At 42.6% G+C, this 24,658-nt stretch carries 6 protein-coding genes; 5 read left to right on the top strand and 1 reads right to left on the bottom strand.

The annotated features are described in order from the left end of the window. Positions 1–81: 81 nt before the first annotated feature. Together deoC and deoR are read left to right on the top strand one after the other, a co-directional pair. Complete coding sequence (gene deoC / locus RB151_RS02575) at positions 82–750, top strand: deoxyribose-phosphate aldolase (RefSeq protein ID WP_042848873.1); 669 nt, start codon at positions 82–84, stop codon at positions 748–750. 55 nt (positions 751–805) lie between these two features. Further along, entirely contained in the window at positions 806–1,585 is a 780-nt protein-coding gene (gene deoR / locus RB151_RS02570) for a DNA-binding transcriptional repressor DeoR (protein WP_042848874.1), read from the top strand. A 40-nt stretch (positions 1,586–1,625) separates the two neighbouring features. Here the strand turns inward: deoR and rnz are convergent, their stop codons facing one another. Continuing rightward, positions 1,626–2,540 carry a ribonuclease Z gene (gene rnz / locus RB151_RS02565; protein WP_071547669.1) on the bottom strand — a complete coding sequence of 305 codons (915 nt, stop codon included), beginning with the start codon at positions 2,538–2,540 and terminating at the stop codon, positions 1,626–1,628. A 235-nt stretch (positions 2,541–2,775) separates the two neighbouring features. Between rnz and RB151_RS02560 the strand changes: the two genes are divergently transcribed. From RB151_RS02560 to RB151_RS02550, 3 genes are all read left to right on the top strand, one after another. Continuing rightward, positions 2,776–5,064 (top strand): inverse autotransporter beta domain-containing protein, encoded by a 2,289-nt coding sequence (locus RB151_RS02560; protein WP_071547668.1) that lies wholly within the window; start codon positions 2,776–2,778, stop codon positions 5,062–5,064. A 186-nt stretch (positions 5,065–5,250) separates the two neighbouring features. Beyond that, positions 5,251–7,419: an inverse autotransporter beta domain-containing protein gene (locus RB151_RS02555; RefSeq protein WP_071547667.1), complete on the top strand. Its 2,169-nt coding sequence runs from the start codon at positions 5,251–5,253 to the stop codon at positions 7,417–7,419. 447 nt (positions 7,420–7,866) lie between these two features. Then, entirely contained in the window at positions 7,867–24,627 is a 16,761-nt protein-coding gene (locus RB151_RS02550; RefSeq protein WP_071547666.1) for an Ig-like domain-containing protein, read from the top strand. Positions 24,628–24,658: the final 31 nt, after the last annotated feature.

The following is a 24,658-nucleotide window of genomic DNA, read 5'->3' as shown; positions in this document are numbered from 1 at the left end:
ATAACGAATGATCAAGTGTTACATCTACCACATTTCCTCATTCTTTGTTGTCTTATCCACATTTATATAGGAAAGTTGAAAATGCAAGACTTAGCAAAATATATTGATCACACTTTACTCGCTGCTAATGCAACTGTTAGTGATATCACAAAATTATGTGCAGAAGCGGCAGAGCACCATTTTGCCTCAGTATGTGTCAATACAGGATATGTGCCTTTAGCCAGTGAGCTGTTAAAAAACAGCGACGTTAAGGTTTGCTGTGTGGTAGGCTTCCCTTTAGGTGCATGTTTAACTGAAGCTAAAGCTTTTGAAGCGGCTGAAGCCGTGCGCCGTGGAGCTGATGAAGTTGATATGGTCATCAACGTCGGGATGCTAAAAAGTGGTGATTTAGACTTTGTTCGTCAAGATATTGAAGCTGTTTTTGCCGCTTGCGGTAACGCAACACTCAAGGTTATCTTAGAAAACTGCCTACTAACAGATGAAGAAATTACACAAGTTTGTGAAATTTGCCGCACAATTAAAGTTGGTTTTGTGAAAACTTCAACAGGTTTCAGTACAATGGGGGCGACTGAACACCATGTTGCTCTAATGCGTAAAGTAGTCGGCAACGAAGTTGGTGTAAAAGCGTCTGGCGGCGTTCGCGATCGTGAAACTGCCATTAAAATGATTGAAGCTGGTGCTAACCGTGTTGGCGCTAGTGCAAGTGTTGCAATAGTCACGGGGAATAATGACCAGCCAAGTGACTACTAAATGCTGGGGCGCGGTCTAACCGCGCCAATTTTATGTATTACAAAAGGACTGTAGGGTGATAGAAACTAAACAAAAAGAACGCCTTCGCCGCTTAAGTGAATGTTTAAAACGTTCAGGACGCATTCATTTAAAAGAAGCCGCTAGAATACTCGAAGTATCAGAAATGACCATTCGACGAGACCTTAGCGCAGATACCGAAGGCCCTATCCCAATGTCACTACTCGGTGGCTATATTGTTTCTGTTACCCAACCCGCCAATTTAATCGCTCAAGAACAACAAGCGGATATTTTTACCCCAGACCAAACCGAAGCACTGTATATTCCAAACCTTGCCGCGAGTATGGTTACTGAAGATGATGTGATTTTCTTTGATAATGGTATTGAAATGGCAACATTGATTTCTCTTATCCCAGAGGAGATCAGTTTCACTGGAATTTGTTACTCACATAACGTTTTTTTAGCGTTAAGCCAGAAGAAAAATGCCACCGCCTTGTTATGTGGTGGTGAATATCGGCCAAAAAGCGATTCCTTTTACAACCCTTCATTACCTTCACTACTCGATTCAATTAACCCCAAAAAAGCCTTTATCTCTGCGGCTGGCGTACACGGGAACTATGGTGTGACTTGCTATAACTTGGATGATTTACCCATGAAGAAAAAAGCCATGGAAAAGTCCATTCGTAAGATTTTATTAGCGCCCTATAACCTATTTGATGAAGTTGCTACCGCCAATATGGGGGAATTGTCACAATTCGATGTGATAGTCACCAATCGCCAACTTTCCGATGAATACGAAACTTACTGCCGCAATGGTTTTGTGAAAGTGATTTTTTAAAAAAATTATCATTAAGCGGGCCGTTTATTACCCGCTTAAATTAAATTTTCACGGTTAAATAATCCTCTGCCATTATTGTGGCTGGGAATATTGCTTGGCACTCAGCAAGTAACCTTGGGATATCATGAGTCATATAACGCCCACTCAAATGGGTTGCAATAAAGCGTTTTACCCCAGCAGCACGAGCTAATCGAGCCGCTTGTTCCGTAGTTGAGTGCCCGCGTTCATTGGCTTTTTCCGCAAATGCTGCTTCTAAAGTGGTTTCATGCACCATAACATCTGCATTTTTAGCGAGTGCTAGCCCCTGGTCGGTTGGCTGAGTGTCACCAAAAATTGCAATCACTTTACCAGAGATAGGTTCGCCTAAATACTCCGCGCCATTCACAGTTCGACCATCTTCCAAAGTGATTGTTTTACCCGCTTTTAGGTCTTGCATCCACGGCCCCCGAGGGATGTTATCTTGCGCGAGTCGCTCTGCATCTAAAGCCCCGCTCTTTGCATGCTCTTCAATACGGTAGCCGTAGCATTCCACTCGGTGGTCAAGGGGGTAAGCCGTCACAATCAATTCGCCATCATCAAATAACTGCCCAGCTTGAATTTCAATGATGTTGAGTGGATAAGTCATATAAGACTCACTCACACGCAAAACGGTTTCAACATATTGTTTCAACCCTTTCGGACCATATAGCGTCAAAGGTTCTGTTGCGCCCCCCATTGAGCGGCTGCATAACAAACCCGGTAGCCCAAAAATATGATCGCCATGTAAATGTGTAATAAAGATCTTGTCAATTTTTGGCGTTTTAAATGGGCTATTTAAAATACGGTGTTGTGTGCCTTCCCCGCAATCAAATAACCAATAGCTTTTTCGAATACCGACCAAATTTAATATCATACTGGTGACATTACGCTCTTTCGTTGGCACACCAGCACTGGTTCCTAAAAATGTAAGCTCCATACTACCCTCATCTAATCCATTGTTTTTATTATAGTAAGATTTTTTCCAATGACAATTTTATTGATTTTACCCAGTCACTTATTCGATATTTTTCAATTATCAATAAACGCGGTCATTCCAAATAATTCCAATATAAAAACCGCTTTTCCATATTATTCCAAGTAATTCCCAAGCGTTTTTCTCAATACTTGTTCCAAAATAACGGAAATGAATATCCAATCTAGGAATGTATTTAATGAATTGCCCTAAAGACAAACGCTCTCATCCTTTAGCCTTATTTATGGCAGCTTGGTCATTGACCATTATGCCAATGTTGCCTAGCTATGCAAAAATGCTCGAACCGAAAGAATTACCGCTTTTAGGCAGCACGGTAGAAAACCCTGAAAATAGCACCATGGAACGTGACTTAGCACAATACAGTAAAACAACTGCAACACTGCTATCTCAACAAAAAAATAGCAATGATATCGCTGAGATGGCACAAAGTTACGCGTTTAACCAAGCCGCTAATGTTGCAATAGACGAAATTACCCGTTGGTTATCAAAAGCCGGTAATGTCAAATTAAGCCTAAATGTTGATAAAAAATTATCCCTTAAAAGTAGCCAATTTGACTGGCTGATCCCTTGGTATGAACAGGCTGATATGCTGTTATTTACCCAACATAGCATTCATAATACCGATGGAAGGTTACAAAGCAATAATGGTATTGGGTTACGCCAGTTCAACGACCGCAACACAGTTGGTATCAATGCTTTCTTTGACCATGACCTTTCCCATTATCATTCCCGTTTAGGCATCGGTGCCGAATATTGGCAAGATTATTTAAAACTCACGGCGAATAGCTATTTACCTGTTTCTGGATGGCGTAGCACATCGGCATTATCTCAAGCCTATAATGCACGCCCTGCCCGCGGTTGGGATGTACAAGCAGAGGGGTGGTTACCTGCTTACCCTCACCTCGGCGGTCATCTTAAATTTGAACAATATTTCGGTCAGGATGTTGCTCTTATGGGGAAAAATAAACGCCAAAAAGACCCAACAGCAGCCTCAGTTGGTGTCAATTGGACCCCAATTCCCCTAGTCACCTTGAGTACTCAGCATAAAATCAGTAGTGGATTACATGATACCAGTGCCAAAATGCAGTTTACTTGGGCATTTGATAAAGCATTCGCTGAGCAAATGGACCCATCGAAAGTAGGCGACTCCCGTCGAGTGTCTAGTAACCGCCACGATTTCGTTAATCGAAATAACAATATTGTTCTAGATTACCAAAAGAAAACTGTTATTCAGTTAAAGCTCCCAGAAAAAACACAAGGTGAAGCAGGCCAAGAATTACAACTTGTACAATCAGTTACAACTCAATACCCCCTTAAAAAAATTGTCTGGAACTCCCCTGAATTATTCGCTGCTGGGGGTGTTATTAGTTCATCAGGTCAAAATGCTAGGTTAAAATTGCCAGCATATAAAATGGCCTCAACCCCTTCAGAAAGTAAAAAATTGAACCGTTATCATTTAAGTGCCGTTGCTTATGATATTAATGGGAATACATCATCAACAAGTGAAACACTGATTGAAGTCACGGATACCATCGCCACAGCAACCAGCCCAGCACAAATACAGGGTATTAATATCAGTAAAACAGCATCATTGGCGGATGGCAAAGAAGCAAATATAGTTTCCGTTTATATTACCGATGCTAAAGGTAAGCCTATCGCAGGGAAAACCGTCAATTTTAGCGCCACGCTAGGTAAAATTGACGCTCATGGTGTGACAAACCAACAGGGAATGATTGACATGCCCCTGACCAGTATGATGAGTGGTATCAGCGAAGTTACCGCATCTGTCGATGGTCATACTGAAACCGTTGCCGTCTATTTTATCAGCGGTCATTTAAACAAAATTAAAATTCTTAACACCAGTACAACCTATGCTGGCGCAGAGACGACCATTTCACTCAGACTCATTGATGAAAATGACAACCCTATTTCTGGTGCCGATGGGATCATTATGATCAATATGGGTAATAAACAAATCCCAGTAGAAATCGAAGAAAACTCCGCCAACCTAGGTGAATATAGTGGAATACTTGCAGGGCAAATGGAAGGTGATTACACCATAACTGCTTCTTTACAGGGAAAAACGTCACCAGAGTACACTTTAACTGTAAGCTCACCACTCACCGTCGATGCGATCAACCCTGACGGCAGCGGCCCTCAAGGTCAGTTAGGTGTTGTTGCGCATGTAGAAATCACCACAAGAGCAACCAGTAATTTGAACGTCGGTGATGATTTACTACTTACCGTTACCCTCAGTGATGCATTTGGTAATACACTTGAAGGTATAGACCCTCGTAATATCGACCTTGGAAACCATAACGCTAATCTTGTCGGTTGGTATGAAGAGCGCGATGGGGATTATTCTACCGACTTAACATTAACAGCAGCCGGTAACCTTGATATTGCAGCCTCAATCAATGGCCACTCAACACAAACAACGGTCTCAGTAAGCCAAGTAACACCTTAAACACCCTATTTCCCCCCGTATATAGGGGGGAATGAAAAAACCTTACCAATCAATTGGTAACCATACCATTCCAAACTTTTCCACAACGCTAACTTAATTTCCGTTTAAGTCCAATAAATTCACAAGCATATACACCACTCCCCCCTGACAATAGCAACGTTAATATTGATATCAGGAATAAGTTCGATGGCTCCCCTTTCGTCAAAATTGAAACCAACGTTCTCGAATCGCTTGGCGCTCGCCGCTGCCATTGGGTCTATCGCCATTATGCCGGCCATACCCAGTTACGCCCAAATACTCAGTACGGACAACTTACCTACATTGGGGAGCGATGCCTTTCAATTTGACCCGCTTCCCTCCTCTGATGGTACTGAACGCTTTCTGGCTAAATATGGGCAGAATGCGGCAAACTTGACCTCTGAGGAAAACAAGACAAAAAACCTCTCGGAAATGGCACAGGACTATGCTCATCAAAAAGCAGCTGATGTTGCCACCGATGAAATATCTCACTGGCTGTCAAAAGCCGGTAATGCTAGGCTCAATATTAACCTTGATAAACAACTGTCGATTAAAAATACCCAATTGGACTGGTTGATACCTTGGTATGACCAACCCGATTTGTTACTGTTTTCCCAACACAGCATTCACCGAACTGATGGCAGGCTGCAAACTAATCACGGTATAGGGTTACGCCACTTTAACCAAAACAGCATGATGGGTCTGAATACCTTTTTTGACCATGATTTATCCTATCATCATTCCCGCTTAGGATTTGGCCTAGAATACGCACAGGATTACGCCAAAATCAGCGCTAATAGCTACTTAAGGCTATCTTCTTGGCGCAGCACATCAGAATTAAAAGATGATTATGATGCGCGCCCTGCCAATGGGTGGGATATTCAAGTCGAAGGGTGGCTTCCTACTTATTCAAACTTAGGCGCTAACTTAAAACTAGAGCAATATTACGGTGATGACGTCGCTTTATTTGGTAAAAATAAACGTCAGAAAAACCCTATGGCCACCACTGTTGGTGTGCATTGGACCCCTTTCCCATTGCTGGGTATTAATGCAGAGCATAAAATAGGAAATGGCAATACCAACGAAACTCGTGTAAACCTCGGTTTAACTTGGCTATTAGGCAAAAATCTAGCGCAGCACCTTGACGCTTCAGCAGTCGATGCAACTCACCGTATTTCCAGTAACCGTCATGATTTTGTTAATCGCAACAATAATATTATTTTGGAATATCAAAATAAAAACTTAATTTTGCTGTCATTACCTCAGGTTATTCAAGGCGTGACCGGCGAAGAAGTGTCTATTATTCGCAACTTAATCTCAGAGTATCCTCTCGAAAAAATTATTGTTGAAGCCCCTGAGTTGGTAGCGGCAGGTGGTAGCATTACGCTAAATGGTCTCAAGAGTTCAGTGAAGTTGCCCTCTTACAAAATAGCGGAAAATGACGTTAAAAACCAACAACTCAACCAATATCGCCTAACAGTAACCGCTTATGACATTAAGGGGAACATGTCACCACAAGCTGAAACCTTAGTTGAAGTGTCCAATACTGGCTTGCTCGCTATCATCCATAAAAATGGTACAAAAAAGAGTAATGTTATAGCAAATGGTCGAGACCCAAATGTATTCACTGTAGTTATTAAGGATTCGCTTGGACATACCGTCCCAAATGCAAAAGTGAATTTTACCCTACCCGCTGGGCTTACCTCGTTCAATCAAAAAAATACAAGTTATTATTCGTTATTTAACCATTTTATGTGGAAAGCACAGGTCGCAAAATCCGCTTCAGAACAAGAGTTCGCCATTATAGCTAATAGCAAAGGAGAAGCTTCTATTCAATTTACAGCTTCGGTATCAGGGAGCTACGCCTTAAAAGCCAGTACGCAATATGGTGCAGAAATTAACGAACAGTTTAACTTTAAACCCGATATTGATCAGTCGTTTATCGGCAGTATAGAGATTATGCAAAACAATGCGTTAGCAGATGGGAACAGTAAAAATAAAATTAAATTTCATATTGTGAATAATAGCCGACAAAGTATCGCAGGTGCACAAGTGTATTTTAGTGGTAAAAATGTCGCTATTTCACCGACGATACCTACCGATGAGCAGGGAAATACCGAATTAGAAATCAGTAGCTTAACTGCTGGAACAACAGAAATCATTGCCACTCTTAATGGTGATAGCAGGGTCATACCGGTTAATTTTATAGACAAAAATGCCACGTATCACAGTCAAGAAAACCGTATCGTTTATAAGGGGGCCTTATTTAGGCAGCCCACTCATAAACCTGCAACCCAAACAGACTCATTGTGGCATTTATTCGGTCAATTATTTTAATTATATGGATACCCCTCACTTGAGACCACGCCATAAAATAAAAATAGTGGTTTAACTCTTAGCTCATTATTACCCCTTAAATGGGGCTTTTTTTTATTTTTTAGTAACGAACTGATGACGGTCACAAACCGCGACTAAATTTAATATTATTCCAATAAAAATAGCGTTTATACCATCTATTGATTAATTTGAAATGCATAATTTCCAACCCATTATTTCACCCTTTAGATAACTGATTTTGTTCAGGTAAGATTAATTCTCAAGCAACATAAATAGCATTTACTCGCGTTATAAACGGTCGCTTTTTATTAGCAATAAAAGCCACTCATCCCCCATTTTTTCGCCTTGCAAATTCCGCTTCTGTTTAAGTCAAACTAATTCACAAGCTCTTACCTTTATAAGCATTCCACAATAGCAAAGTTAAAATTAAAACTAGGAATGAATTAAATGAGCCCCACTACATCAACAGCAAAGCCAACATTGAGACACAGACTCTCAAATGGTTTTGTGATATTTACTGCTATTTGGTCTTCGGCTGTTATGCCTGTTATGCCAAGCTACGCAAAAATGTTAAGCCCTGATGAATTGCCAACACTAGGTGGTGATTCACTCCCTCTTGATGACAATAAAACCGAACAGCTTATTGCTGAGTATAGCCAAAGTGCCGCTCGTTTTATTTCGGATAAGAAAAAAGCTGCAGACCTCGCTGAGCTAGCACAGGATTACACGCGTAATAAAGTTACCAACGCAGCAACAAATGAAATCAACCATTGGTTATCCCAAACGGGGAACGCCAAATTTAGTGTTGACGTAGATAAAAAATTAAAAATTAAAAATACCCAGTTAGATTGGTTAATCCCTTGGTATGACCAACCTGATTTATTACTGTTTACCCAACATAACGTTCATCGTACTGATGGCCGCTTACAAACCAATAATGGTGTTGGCGTCCGTCACTTTACCCCGGATAGTATGGTAGGCGCGAATGCCTTTTTTGACCATGACTTATCTCGTTATCACTCTCGTGTCGGTTTTGGGGTTGAATACGCACAAGATTTCTTAAAATTGAGTGCCAATACTTACCTGCGTACCTCGTCATGGCGGGGGGCGTCTGAATTAAAAAATGACTACAATGCTCGCCCAGCTAACGGTTGGGATTTGCAAGCTGAGGGCTTTTTACCATCATATCCGCACCTTGGTGGAAACCTGAAGTTTGAGCAATATTTTGGGGATGATGTTGCTTTATTTGGCAAAGATAAGCGCCAAAAAAACCCACTGGCAACCACAATTGGTATGAGTTGGACCCCTTTCTCACTGGTAACCTTAAGCACAGAACAGAAAATAAGTGGAGGATTGAGTGAAACCAATGCCAAAATGGAATTCACTTGGACATTGGGTAAAAGCTTAGCTGAACACCTTGACCCGACTAAAGTCGTTGAGTCGCGCCGTCTATTAGGTAGCCGATATGATTTCGTTAACCGTAATAATAATATCGTATTGGAATATCAAAAGAAAACCTTGATATCGCTTTCTCTTCCTGACATGGTCCAAGGAAAAACAGGGGATATACTCCCTATCATCAATTCCCTTAGTACCAAGTACCCTTTAAAAGACATCACAGTCCAAGCCCCGGAGTTTTTAGCTGCTGGCGGAGAGATCTTACTTGATGGTGCAAAAACAAAAGTTAAATTGCCCACCTACAAAGTGGCAATGACCAAAGAAGAAAGCAAGAAAAATAACCGCTATCGATTCACAATAACCGCATCTGACCACAATGGAAATCACTCTCCACAAGGAACGACATGGGTTGAAGTTACCGACTACGGCGTATTATCAATTAACCCAAACGAGGTCATCAAACAAGGTAACGCGATAGCTAATGGCCAAGATATCAATACATTAACCATAATTGCCCGGGATGCTTTAGGAAATATCGCACCGGACTCCGTCGTGACCTTCACCTTGCCTGCTGAGCTCAAACTGGCTACGCCAAAAGCCACCTCGTCACAAATGGCTTTTTCTAATCTATTTAAAAAAATGCAGGCGGCAAAATCAACCACCCAAAGCAAATATCGCGTTATCACCAATATGAAAGGAGAAGCATCGATTCAATTTACCTCTCTCGTCACAGGTAAGCACCGAATTCAAGCGACTGCAAACGGCGGCGTACCGGTTGAAGCGGCTTTTTCCTTTATTGCAGATACCCGCCAAGCGCATATTAATCATTTTAATATCCTCAGTGATAATGCGGTTGCAGATGGAAAATCTACAAATAAAATTCAATTCCATATCACTGATAACCATGCACACCCAATTCAGGGTGCCATGCTGCAACTTGATGCTGAAAATGCCAATGCCACACAGCTAAGCCCAACCGATGAGCAGGGTAACACTGATGTTGAAGTGGACAGCAAAATAGCGGGAACAACTAAATTGTCCGCAACACTCAATGAACAACGCGTTGAAGTAAAAGTGAATTTTGTATTTGGTCAGCTAGCCAATGTCTCCATTTTAGACCTTGAGAAAACAGCCGCGGGTACAGATAGTATCATCATGATTTCTTTAACTGACCAATATAACAACCCAATTTCTGGGGCTGATGGTAGCGTAATAGCCAACATCGATGGTCAACCAACCCCCATTACAATAAGTAAAACTTTTGCAGGTAGTGGCGTTTATATCGGCACATTACCGGGACAACAAAGCGGTACACCAAACGTAACGGTGACTATTGGTACACACACATCTTCCCCAGAAGTTCTAATCGTTGAGTCTCCGAAGCCAATTACTCCTCTCACGCCAGATGGGACAGGAAAAAAAGGGGAAAAAGGTGTTGTTGATAATATAACTATAACGCCTAGTTCTCCCTACTCTTTGCAATCTGGGGATACGCTTGATGTTACCGTCACCATTAAAGATGCCTTTGGTAACGGCTTAACAGATTTAAACAGCAATAATATCAATATTGGCAAATACCAAGGCGATACATTGAAATGGATTGATAACGGTGATGGTTCATACACCACCTCTTTACCATTAACCGAAGTCGGTACCAATGATTTAACTGTTTCTGTTAATGGAACAATGAGCCCAGCCACTAAAGTCGAAGTGGGCAACGCCACAGGCACTAAAAATGTCGATAACGTGAAAGTCACCAACATCAGTAAACCCGCAGCAGGTGAAAATGGTACCGTGACTTTCCAGTTAAGTGATAAACACAACAACCCCATAGTCGGCGAAAAAGAAATTACCGTTAATATTGATGGTCAGCCACACACTTTGCCAGTAACAGAAACCTCCTCAGGTACTTATGAAGCTATTATTCAGGGGCAAATTGCAGGCAACCATTATATTTCAGTGGTCGTTAACGGGAAAGAGTCCCCCAAAGAATTGCTAATTGTTGATAAGCCACAACCTATCAAGCCTAAAGACCCGAGTGGTATAGGGCAAAAAGGTGAGCAAGGCGTCGTCGATAATATCGCCATCACCACAGGTGATACCAGCCATCTACAATCTGGCGATAAGCTCGAAATCACCGTAACCATCACAGATGCCTTTAACAATGGTTTGTCAGGGCTAGACACTAATAATATCAACATTGGTAAACACAAAGGCGATACGTTGAAATGGGTCGATAACCAAGATGGCTCATACTCTACCAATATTGAATTAACAGAAATTGGCAATAATGACCTCACTGTTTCTATTAATGGCTCTACCAGCCCACAGAAACAAACCCAAGTTAGCCATGCCAAAGGAAAAGACAAAGTTAGCAAAATCGTTATTACCAATCCCCCTACCCCAGCAGCGGGCGCGCAAAGCACACTGACTGTCAAATTAACCGACAAAAATGGTAACCCTGTGGTTGGTGAACAGGAAATGGTGATTAAAATTGATGGCAAACCCTACACTTTACCTGCAAAAGAAGGAAAGCCGGGTATTTATGAGGTCACATTGCCAGCGCTACAAGCAGGCAAACATGATATTCATGTTAGTTTGAATGGCACCACATCAATTAAAGAAAAGTTGCTGGTTGAGCAGCCAAAATCAATTTCCCCGAACAACCCAAACGGAACGGGCCAACTAGGCGAGAAAGGTGTTATTGACAAAGTGGCTATCACGGTTGATCACACTCACCGTTTTGAATCCGGTAATCCTCTTGATGTCACCGTAACGGTGTCAGATGCCTTTGGTAACGGTTTAGCTGGTTTAAATACCGATAATATCGATGTCGGTAAACACAAAGGGAATACCTTAAAATGGGGAGACAATGGCGATGGCTCTTATACCACTACCTTGACCTTAACCGAGGTTGGCAGCAATGATTTAACCGCCTCAGTCAATGGTACCCGCAGCCCACTCACAGAAGTACAGGTTAATAACGCCACAGGGGCGTCCCATGTCGACCAGGTGAAAATCACCAAAACAGAAAAACCAGCGGCAGGCTCAAATAGTATTGTGACTATCGAGTTAACCGATAAACATGGCAACCTAGTGGCCGGTGAAAAAGAAATAACTATCAATATTGATGGTCAAGCCCATAAACTGCCAGCGAGAGAAAGGAAACCGGGTATTTATGAGGTCACGCTACCAGCACTGCAAGCGGGTAATCATAGCATTAGCGCGAATGTGAATAGTAAGGTCTCAACTGAAAATACAATCGTGGTCGCGAAACCAACACCAATAAAATCGAATAATACCGGAAAACTTGGGGAAAAAGGTGTTGTCAACAACATTGCCATGACAATGGGCGATACCAGCAACTTACAATCTGGCGATCAGCTTGGGATCACAGTAACTATCACTGATGCCTTTCATAACGGTTTAACCGAGATCAATACCCATACTATCAACCTTGACGGGTTTAACGGCAAACCAGTTTGGAAGGATGAAGGCGATGGTTCTTACACCACCACCATCACATTAACAGAGATTGGCTCAAAAGATTTAACCGCCTCAATTAACGGTCAAAAAACCCCTGCGACGGCCATTCAAGTCAGCAACGCTTCGGGTAAAAATAACGTCAGTAAAGTTGAAATTACCAAAATAGAAAAAGCAGATGCAGGTTCTAATAGCACACTGACTGTTAAATTAACCGATAAAAATGGTAACCCTGTGGTTGGTGAACAGGAAATAATTATTGAAATTGATGGCAAAAAACACACACTACCCATCAAAGAAATCGCCCCTCAAACCTATGAGGTTATTCTTCCAGGGCAACACGAAGGTAAGCATAGTATTATCGCGGAAGTGAATAATAAGCTGTCAGGCGTAAAAACACTGGTAGTTGAGAAATCAAAACCCATTAAATCAATAAACCCAACTGGCAGTGGTCTGCAAGGGGCAAAAGGTGTTATCGATAAAATTACCATGACCACCGGTAGTGTAGCCAATCTGCAATCAGGCGACGCACTCCGTGTGATGGTAACGCTAACCGATATATTTGGTAATACATTAATAGGGATCGACACCAGTAATATTATTCTTGATGGCTATAATGCTGGAACACTACAATGGATTGATAACGCTAACGGAACTTACTCAACCACCTTGCCATTAACTCAAATAGGAGACTATAAATTAACCGCTTCAATTAGTGGTCATAAAACACCTCACACACCAATTAACGTCGCTAATACGACAAATAGTGCCAAAGTGAGCAATATCATCTTTGACGCTATCCCCTCTAGTGCAACAGGTGACAATAGAGTTATTACACTAAAAGTGACTGATGCTAATCAGTATCCTGTGACCCAAATAGCAAATGAAATACAAGTCACCATTGAAGGGGAGACAAACACTTTACAATTAGCAGAATCAACAACAAACAAAGGCACCTACATGGCTGTTTTGCCGGCGCAAATGCCTGGCACTTACATAATTAATGTCAAAGTTAACACGAAAACCGAGACAAGGATCTGGGTGGTAGGAGCAGCAAACACTATTACCGCCTCCCCGCAGGGCCAATTAAATGAACGCGGCACCCTCAACACCATTGAGTTTCAAATATCACCCCATAATGGTCTAAAAGTTGGCGACACCCTAACCCTAACCGCGACCATGAAAGATGCGTTTGGTAATACCTTAACAGGTGTTGATACAAAATTAATTAACTTACTTAAAAGCAAGAATAAAAATGCGCCATGGCAAGATAATCAAGATGGTTCTTACCGTTCAAGCCTACAGTTAATTCAGTTTGGAAAAGCGTCATTAAAGGTTGAGGCCAATGGCATCCAAAGTAATGAAGTGGCTATTGATGTGGCCTATAGCGAGCAAGTCAGCCATATCACCGCATTAAGTTTAGAGCCTATTTCCAATAGCGAAGCAGGTAATCAACCCACTATTACGGTGAAAGCTATTGATAATCAAGGTCATGCAATTACAAATATTGCAAATGCCATCACTGTAGCGGTAAACGGTCAAAAAGTGGCTGTCACCTTGACTGAATCTACACAAAATAAAGGCTCTTACATTGGCACCTTGCCAGCAATGACGGCAGGGAAATACACTGTCGAAATCAAAGCTGGTAACCAAACACAATCAAAAGAGTGGACTGTCAATGGCGCAACCACTATTACAGCCAATCCCAAAGGCCATACTGGTGACCGTGGTGTCGTTAACAATATAACACTCAATACGTCGTCAATTACCGCACTCAAATCTGGTGACTCTCTAAAGCTAACGGTCACCGCAAAAGATGCATTTAACAACCCCCTTAAAGGGATTGACCTGAACAGCATTACGCTAACGCACAACCAAAAAACCAACGTGACGTGGAAAGACAACCAAGATGGCACTTATACCACTGATTTATTGCTAACCCAACTCGCTAGCGACACAGTAAAAGTGAGCATCAATGGGCATGCCCAAAACGTCAATATTGTGGTGAATAATGCGATAGAAAGCACAAAAATCACCCATGTTGTACTTGAGCCTATCTATGCAAGTGAAGCAGGTGAAACTCAAACTATTACAGTAAAAGTTACTGATAATAATAAGCACCCGGTTACTGCAATTGCTAACCATATCACTGTTAAGATCAACAAACAGTCTCGATCAATACCTTTTACTGAATCCTCAACCCACAAAGGCATTTACACCGCCGCATTACCTGTAGAAAAAACAGGAGATTATACTATTGAGGTGAGTGCTAACCGTCACACATCAACAAAAACGTGGCAAGTAAAACAGCCTACGACCATTAAAGCGACAGCAAAAAATGGGAGTGGCGCAGAAAATCAACGTGGTGTAGTTAAAACTGTTAAATTAACCTCTTCGTCGCCCAACGGTCTCAAATCAGGGCATTCGTTACAATTAACCGTAATACTAAAAGATGCCTTTGGTAACACCCTTGAAGGTGTTGATAGCTCAGCTATTCAATTGCGGAACAAGCAAGCAAGCACTGTCAGTTGGTCAGACAACCGCAATGGAAGCTATACCATTATTTTACCGTTAACCGCTATTGGTGAAGATCAATTAATGGTTACCGTAAATAAGAAAGACAGTTCACCGCTGAAAATTAACGTCGATAATGCGACGGGTGCAACTCAAATTCATAAGGTCGAAATTAACAAGCTACCTAGCCCAGCAGCAGGTAAAAACAGCACCATCACGATTGTATTAACTGATGCAAACTCCCTGCCTGTCACAGGAGTGAACGGTAGTGCAATCCTTTCTATTGATGGTGTAGAAACGTTAATTAATATCACTGAAAAAGCCAAAAACACGGGGATCTACACCTCATCGCTTTCAGGTCAAAAATCCGGCGATCATAAAATAAAGGTTACGGTTGGTGGTATTCATTCAACAGAATCAACCTTACACGTCAGCGCACCAAACGCCATCACCAACAATAAGCATGGCGCAGAGGGTGAACATGGCGTGGTAAAAACCGCTGAGCTCACAATCGCACCGGCTCAAGGCTTTAAATCAGGGGATAATGTAACACTGACACTGACGTTAAAAGATGCGTTTGATAACACACTGGTAGGGGTTGATACCTCAGCAATTAAGCTTACCCATAACCAACGACTGACTCCAGTTTGGACAGATAGAAAAAATGGCACCTATACCGCAGCATTAAAGCTGACAAAATTAGGTCAAGACCAGCTCTTTATCGCCGTGAATAACGAACAAAGCCAGAGCGTTTCCATTTATGTCTCCGCGCAAGCAGACAACAAGGCTATCCAACAAATCAACATTACTGATGTTACCCAAGTTGCAGCAGGAGCAAACAGCGCCTTTGTGGTTGCATTAATCGATGATCAGGGTAACCCTGTCAATGGCATCGATGACGTAACGGTGAAAATCGATAAGCACCCACCAATCTCTGTTTCAGTCACTCAACAAACGGATGGCAGTTACACAGGAACATTACCGGGGCAACTCAGTGGTGCTCATGAGGTGGTTATTTCTACCAATGGGCTAACATCCAAGCCAAAAACGCTAAACGTGGCACAAGCCGATACCGTTACCGCAACGGCAGATGGCAGTGGCATAAAAGACAAGCAAGGTGTTGTTAGCAGCGTGGTACTAAGTGCATCAAAAACAGCGTTAACATCTGGCGCGAATGTGCAACTGACCGTCAGCTTAAAAGATACCTTCCACAACCCACTCAAAGGAGTTAGCAGTAAACATATTGCGCTACAACATAGCCAAATGGGCAGTGTGGCATGGGTAGATCACAATAACGGCAACTACACAGCAACATTGCCGTTAAATAAACTGGGGCCTGATACACTGAAAGCCACAGTAAACTCAGTAGCAAGCCAAGCTATCACTGTTCACGTACAAAATACCAACCAAGTGACGCAAATTAGCACACTGGAGCTTAGCCCTATTACCCCAACAGCAGCAGGTAACTCGCCAACACTGACAGTGAAAGCCGTTAATATCTATAACCATGGCATCACGGGTATTGCTGATAACTTTAAAGTTTCACTTGATAATACGTCACAGCACCTAACTTTCACTGAAGATAGCCAACAACTAGGGACTTATACCGCCACCTTACCGCCTAAAAAAGCCGGTAGCTATACAGTTGAAGTTCGTGCGAATACACACACAGCAACACAAACCTGGGTGGTAAACGCTGCAACGGTCACCAAAGCAACCCATCACGATGGCTCTGGGGTTCAGGGTCAGATAGGTGTGGTTAATACCGCTGAACTGGCCATAAAAACCACCGCCAACCTCAAATCAATGGATACGATAAAACTAACGCTGACGTTAAAAGATGCGTTTGATAACACACTGGTAGGGGTTGATACCTCAGCAATTAAGCTTACCCATAACCAACGACTGGCTCCAGTTTGGACAGATAGCAAAAATGGCACCTACACTGCGGACTTAATGTTAACGGCATTGGGTGAAGACCTCTTAGTCGCCAAAGTTAACAGCACGCAAAGTGATCCGGTTAAGATTGACGTGAAAAAAACACAAGGAGATAAACACATCAACAAGGTTGTTATCACCCATATAACCCCTTCTGTAGGCGCAGGGGCAGAAAGTACCTTAACGTTTACCTTAGCCGATGTTCAAGGGAACTCGGTTGACGGCATCCAACAGGTTGAGGCCGCAATCGATCAGCTTAAACCGAAAAAAATTAACGTCAATCAACAAGCGGATGGCAGCTACACAGGAACATTAGCGGGGCAACTCAGTGGTGCTCATGAGGTGGTTATTTCTACCAATGGGCTAACATCCAAGCCAAAAACGCTAAACGTGGCACAAGCCGATACCGTTACCGCAACGACAGATGGCAGTGGCATAAAAGACAAGCAAGGTGTTGTTAGCAGCGTGGTACTAAGTGCACCAAACACAACGTTAACATCTGGCGCGAATGTGCAACTGACCGTCAGCTTAAAAGATGCCTTCCACAACCCACTCAAGGGAGTTAGCAGTAAACATATTGCGCTACAACATAGCCAAATGGGCAGTGTGGCATGGGTAGATCACAATAACGGCAACTACACAGCAACATTGCCGTTAAATAAACTGGGGCCTGATACACTGAAAGCCACAGTAAACTCAATAGCAAGCCAAGCTGTCACTGTTGACGTACAAAATACCAACCAAGTGACGCAAATTAGCACACTGGAGCTTAGCCCTATTGCCCCAACAGCAGCAGGTAACTCGCCAACACTGACGGTGAAAGCCCTTGATATCAATCAACATGGTGTCACGCAAATTGCTGATGACTTTAAGGTCACGCTCAATGGTGCACTGATAGACGCCATTTTCACTGAATCCTTAACTTCAAAAGGGGCTTACACCGTGACCTTGCCACCGCAAAAAGTCGGTAAATATACGGTTAAAGTGACTGCCTATAAACAAACCGCACAGCAAACGTGGGAAGTTAATGTGGCTTCTGTCATCACGGCAACCAACACCTCGGGAACGGGTACGCAGGGTGCACGCGGCGTGGTCAAAACCGCCGAGCTCACAGCGGTATCAACTCAAAACCTGAAATCAGGGGATAGTGTAAGACTGACGCTGACCTTAAAAGATGCGTTTGATAACCCTCTAAGTGGTATTGATGTTAAAAACATCAAATTAACCCACAACCAAACCGGTAATGTGCTTTGGGTTGATAACAAAGATGGGACCTACATTGCGGACTTAATGTTAACGGCATTGGGTGAAGACCTCTTAGTCGCTAAGGTTAACAGTTCGCAAAGTGATCCGGTTAAGATTGACGTGAAAAAAACACAAGGAGATAAACACATCAACAAGGTTGTTATCACCCATATAACCCCTTCTGTAGGCGCAGGGGCAGAAAGTACCTTAACGTTTACCTTAGCCGATGTTCAAGGGAACCCGGTTGACGGCATCCAACAGGTTGAGGTCGCAATCGATCAGCTTAAACCGAAAAAAATTAACGTCAATCAACAAGCGGATGGCAGCTACACAGGAACATTAGCGGGGCAACTCAGTGGTGCTCATGAGGTGGTTATTTCTACCAATGGGCTAACATCCAAGCCAAAAACGCTAAACGTGGCACAAGCCGATACCGTTACCGCAACGACAGATGGCAGTGGTATAAAAGACAAGCAAGGTGTTGTTAGCAGCGTGGTACTAAGTGCATCAAAAACAGCGTTAACATCTGGCACGAATGTGCAACTGACCGTCAGCTTAAAAGATACCTTCCACAACCCACTCAAAGGAGTTAGCAGTAAACATATTGCGCTACAACATAACCAAACGGGCAGTGTGGCATGGGTAGATCACAATAACGGCAACTACACAGCAACATTGCCGTTAAATAAACTGGGGGCTGATACACTGAAAGCCACGGTAAACTCAATAGCAAGCCAAGCTGTCACTGTTGACGTACAAAATGCCAACCAAGTGGCGCAAATTAGCACACTGGAGCTTAGCCCTATTGCCCCAACAGCAGCAGGTCACTCGCCAACCCTAATGGTGAAAGCCCTTGATATCAATCAACATGGTGTCACGCAAATTGCTGATGACTTTAAGGTCACGCTCAATGGTGCACTGATAGACGCCATTTTCACTGAATCCTTAACTTCAAAAGGGACTTATACCGCCACCTTACCGCCTAAAAAAGCCGGTAGCTATACAGTTGAAGTTCGTGCGAATACACACACAGCAACACAAATCTGGGTGGTAAACGCTGCAACGGTCACCAAAGCAACCCATCACGATGGCTCTGGGGGGCAGGGTCAGATAGGTGTGGTTAATACCGCTGAACTGGCCATAAAAACCGCCGCCAACCTCAAATCAATGGATACGATAAAACTAACGCTGACGTTAAAAGATGCGTTTGATAACCCTCTAAGTGGTATTGACGTTAAAAATATTGAATTAACCCACAACCAAACTAGTAATGTGCTTTGGGTTGATAACAAAGATGGGACCTACACTGCGGACTTAATGTTAACGGCATTGGGTGAAGACCACTTAGTCGCTAAGGTTAACAGTTCGCAAAGTGATCTGGTTAAGATTGATGTCGGGCATGCTGAAGGGGATAGTAAGGTTTCCCAGATTAAAATTCTGTCGTCCATGCCTGTACCTATGTTAGCGGGCGTAGGCGGTACACTGGTGCTTTCCATGACAGACAAAAACGGTCACCCAGTCGCCAATATTAATCAAGTGTCATTTGGCATCATAAATAATTTGGGGACTACCTTCAACGTCTCTCAATTGGCTAATGGTAACTATATTCTCACATTACCAACCCTACAGGCAGGGGGATACACCTTTAGGATTAGAATTAACAAAATATCCGACACTATAAGCCTCACAGTGGAAAAACCAAAAGCTATTCTCGCAGATAAACCTGATGGCTCGGGGGCTACAAACTCACGCGGCGTGGTGAAGAACGTACAATTTGACCCTATACAGATAACTCATCAGCAAGCCGGTAATAAACTAAAACTCACAGTCACCTTAACTGACCATTTTGATCATAAGCTAATCGGTGTTAGTCACGGCATTATGACCAAGACAAAACAAGCCAGCTCTGTAAAATGGCAGGATAACGCAGATGGCAGCTATTCCACGGAGTTGTTGTTGAGTAAAGTAGGGACAGATACGTTACAAGTAACCGTCAATAACATTTCCCAATCACAAACCATTCAAGTTAATGCCCCAGAAGGTAAATCTGCCGTTCACAGTGTGGAGTTAAAGGAGACTGGCAAGATGTTTATGGTCGGCGATTCCGTCAAATTACAATTAACATTGACAGATAGCCATGGTAACGGTGTTGAAAAGGTACAGGCTAGCGATATTCGATTAGAGCATAATAATACGCTTATCTCTGCACTCTCTTGGCAAAAACTAGGCACAGGGGTTTACACCACCACACTCCCGTTACATAAACAAGGGAGAAACACTTTTGTAAGTCGAGTTAACAACCAAGCAAGCACACCACTTGCCGTTAGCGTCAACGCACTAACCGGCCCAACACAGGTAAAAACCGTTCAGCTTAACGCCAGCACTAACCAACTGACAGTGGGAAGTAAAACAGAACTGACTCTGACATTATTAGACCAATGGAATAATGGTGTTGGCGGGATCACCGCTAAAGATATCACCATTAATGATGCGCATATTAAGAAAAACCTAACGGGTTTAATCTGGACGCCACAAGGAAATGGTATCTATACTGCACCAACAACGGTTTCTACCGTAGGGGTCCACTCGCTGAAAGCAACCGTTAATCTAATAGAAAGTCATAATGTATTGGTTGATGCGCAGCCGTCAACCAACCAAAGTCATATAAGTAAAGTTAAACTAACAACAAACTTAAGCACCATTACCGCAGGCAGTAAAGTCACGTTATCGCTAAAAATAACTGATATAAATGACAATCCAGTTATTAAACTCGATAATCATAAGATCACGCTGACTGAAAGTAACAACACCATACCCACTGTCTGGGATGAAGATCTCCACGGCTTAGGTATCTACTCCACCAGCATCAAGCTCACTAAGGTTAAAACACATAAGCTAAAGGCTGAAATTGGCCAGTTTACAGATATAACAAATGTCATGGTCAATTCACCATCGGGTAAAGATGCGGTGACGGCAATCGCCATTTCACCGATAGCCAGAAGTGAAGCAGGGGAAGCATCATCGTTCTTAATTCACTTAACTGACCAATATCGAAACCCTGTTAACAATGTCCTAAGTAGTGATATCACCGTGAAAATTAATGGGCAAAAACAGAACATTATATTTACGGAAAAAAATATATTGAACGGGTATACAGCTCACCTTCCTGCCACTAAAGCTAACAGTTATCAGATAATGGTGGAAGTTAACGGGCTATCAAAAACTGCCGAATGGGTCGTTAATCCCCCTATAGCGGTCCCAATCACTTCTTATGATAAAGATGGGTTAAGGCGCTCATTAGAGACGATTTTTGTTACTCACAACGCTCAAAGCACCACAATAAATTCAGGTGATAAAGTCACTCTAACTGTTGCGCTAAGAGATAAGTTCAATAACAAACTCACTGGTGCAAAAAACGCATTGAATTTACTGACTAATCTACAACCAACTACCGCATGGATAGAAGTCAGCGATGGGCTATATACTCAAGAAGTCATTATGAACAAGCTACACAAGCAATCAATTCAAGTGGTGGCAAATAAAATGCTCAGCGATAAGCTTGAGCTAACCATTTCACCTGCCGAAGGGGTAAGTCATGTCCATAAAACCCGACTTGAAACCAAAGAAGGCACCATTGAAGCAGGTAAAGAAGTCACCTTAACATTAACCCTAACCGATAGCGTTGATAATGGGGTTATCAAGGTCGATACTAACGATATTCAATTCACCAACAACCAAAAAGCCGTCAAGACGACATGGGCTAACATACAAGATGGCGTGTATACCACCAAACAACGGTTAGAAACCATGGGTAATTACCAGTTCAAAGCGATTGTAAACAACCAGCCAAGTCGTATACAGACCGTGGAAGCCACCTATCCAAGCGGAAAGGATGTGGTAAAAACAGCGGACATATCAGCAAATACCAGCATGGTTAGTGCAGGTGAAAATGTTGAGTTAACCTTAACACTGAAAGACCAATACCAAAACTTGGTGACTGGCGTCAATGGCTTGGATATTACTTTAGTCGATAACCATAGCAAACAAAAAATTGATAGCAGTAGCATTGCTTGGAACATGGAATCAGCGGGGGTTTATAAAGCCAAAGTTCCACTGACATTAGTCGGTAAGCATACGTTAACAGCCACCGTGAATACGGTATCCGCTCCAACCAACGAAATTACGGTGAACTCCCTAACAGGTGCTGCGAATGTGAAATCTGCAACACTTTCAACATCAGCAAAATCAATCATGCCGGGTACTAATGTAGCACTATCCTTAACCCTAAAAGATAAATATGACAACCCGGTCACCAAGGTCGACACAAAGGATATTTCCTTAACTGATGCGTTCGCGACCTTGCCTACAGCAAGCGTAACGTGGAGTAGCTCGCAAGATGGCGTTTATACGACTAACGTCCAGTTAAATAAGGTAGGAAGCCACACATTAACGACCTCAGTTAAGAATGTGCTGTCTAATGATACCGTGAAAGTTGAATCATTCAGTGGCACTCGCCATGTGAATAATGCAACATTGGCTCTGGACAATTCAACAATAACCGTTGGTAATTCAGTCACATTAACCCTATCACTTATCGATATGTATGGTAACAACGTTAGTCAGGTGCCGGACGGTGACATCACCATAACTTATGGTAATACGACACTCAGTCCAAACTGGTCATCTTCTACGAATGGAACCTATACTGCATCGCTGCCATTTAACAACGTCGGCACTGGGTCATTGCAGGCAAGGGTGAATAAATACGATAGCCTTGCTCAAACCCTGACAGTCGCTCATCCAAGTGGCCAAGATAAAGTAGCAAAAGCTAACTTAACGGTAAAAACAACGTCACTCAAGGCTGGGCAAGACGTTGAATTAACCTTAGTGTTAAAAGATAAGCACGATAACTTTGTGATTGGCGTCAATGGCTCGGATATTGCTTTAATAGATAGCCATAAACAAAAAATTGATAGTAGCCGTATTGCATGGGGCATGGCATCAGATGGCGTTTATAAAGCCAAGGTTCCACTGACATTAGTCGGTAAGCATACGTTAACCGCCACCGTGAATACGGTATCCGCTCCAACCAACGAAATTACGGTGAACCCACTTAAAGGTGCTGCAAACGTGATCTCTGCGACACTTTCAACACCAGCAAAATCAATCACACCGGGCACTAAGGTAACACTGTCCTTAACCCTAAAAGATACATATGGCAATCCTGTTACCAAGGTAGATGCAAAGGATATCACCTTAACTGATGTATTAGTGACCTTGCCTACACAAACCTTAATGTGGAATAGCACACAAGATGGCGTTTATACGACTGATGTCCAATTAAATAAGCTAGGAAACCACTCGTTAATAGCAGAAGTTAATAATGTACCATCTAGCCATACAGTAGCAGTTAAGCCATTAAGTGGCCCTAGCCATGTCAAAACAGTCAAGTCAACTGTACCCAAGAAGGTTAAAATGGGTGAAAATACATCAATAACAGTAACCTTAGCTGATATGTATGGGAATGGCGTTATTGGCGTCCAAATGGCCGATGTCACTATTTCAGATACGCAAAATAATACCTCCCCTTCATCTTGGACAGATAATAAGGATGGTAGCTACACAGCAAACATTGTATTTAATACCCTAGTGACAAAGAAAATTAAAGTCAGTGTCAATTCACTCTCACACACCCAAGATGTAGAGGTAGCCGTTGGTGTCCCGGTATTTAGAACTGGTCGCAGTGAGTTCTCCGTTGTTAACCGCGATATTGATAAACGCGGTCACTCTATAGCCACTATCCAATTAGTGCTAAAAGATACTGCTGGTAGCCTGATTACCGACCAATTCCCTACAATTAAGGTAAAAGGTGCGGCTTTGTATAATGATAACATGAAGGAACTCTCTAATTCCAAAGGGACTTATATCATTGATATATCCAGTGACAAACAAGGCACAGCGATTGTTGAAATAGATAAAGACTCCATCGGTGCAACAAACAGACCACCGACATTCACCTTTACCGCTTATGGAAAAGTACAGCTGGAGACTCATATTAACCCACATACTTTTGAATTCAACAGTGGTTTCCCTAAATTCGGATTCAAAGATGCAACCTTTACCATTAAGGTACCTGTTGGAAGGCCATCGGATTATAACTGGCAGGTATCTAAAAATTGGCTCACAGTCAATAACAATGGCGTAGTCACTTTCAACAAAAAACCAAGTTCTTCTTGGACGGCAGAAATCACAGGTCGTGCAAAATCAGGTGTTGGCCATGATGGGGTTGTCAAATTTAGTATTACCCCCCACATTTGGTTGGATCTCCGCTCATCTAAAGCGAGTACGCCTGAAGAGCACTGTAAAATCAACGGAGGAACTCTTTCCACTGTTACTGATTTTGCTTCAAACTTCGCAAGACAAACAGGTTCAATCATCCCTGAATGGGGGAACCTACAAAGATATCAATCCAGCATCTTCGCAATTCCGTATATCGTAGTTAAGCATGACCAAAGTTCTACCCATGATCGTACTTTGCTATCTATTGTAGATGGTGGCCTACTACCTTTTAACAGCAACTCCGGTGTAAAAATTTGGGACAATAGCGCTGTCTGCGCCTTTAAACCTTAACTCACCCTCCCCCCGCCTCGGCGGGGGTTTT

This window comes from Providencia rettgeri, assembly GCF_001874625.1.
GTDB classification, from domain to species: Bacteria; Pseudomonadota; Gammaproteobacteria; order Enterobacterales; family Enterobacteriaceae; genus Providencia; species Providencia huashanensis.
Note: the sequence above shows the minus strand (reverse complement) of the source record. Positions and strands in the feature narration are given on the sequence as shown.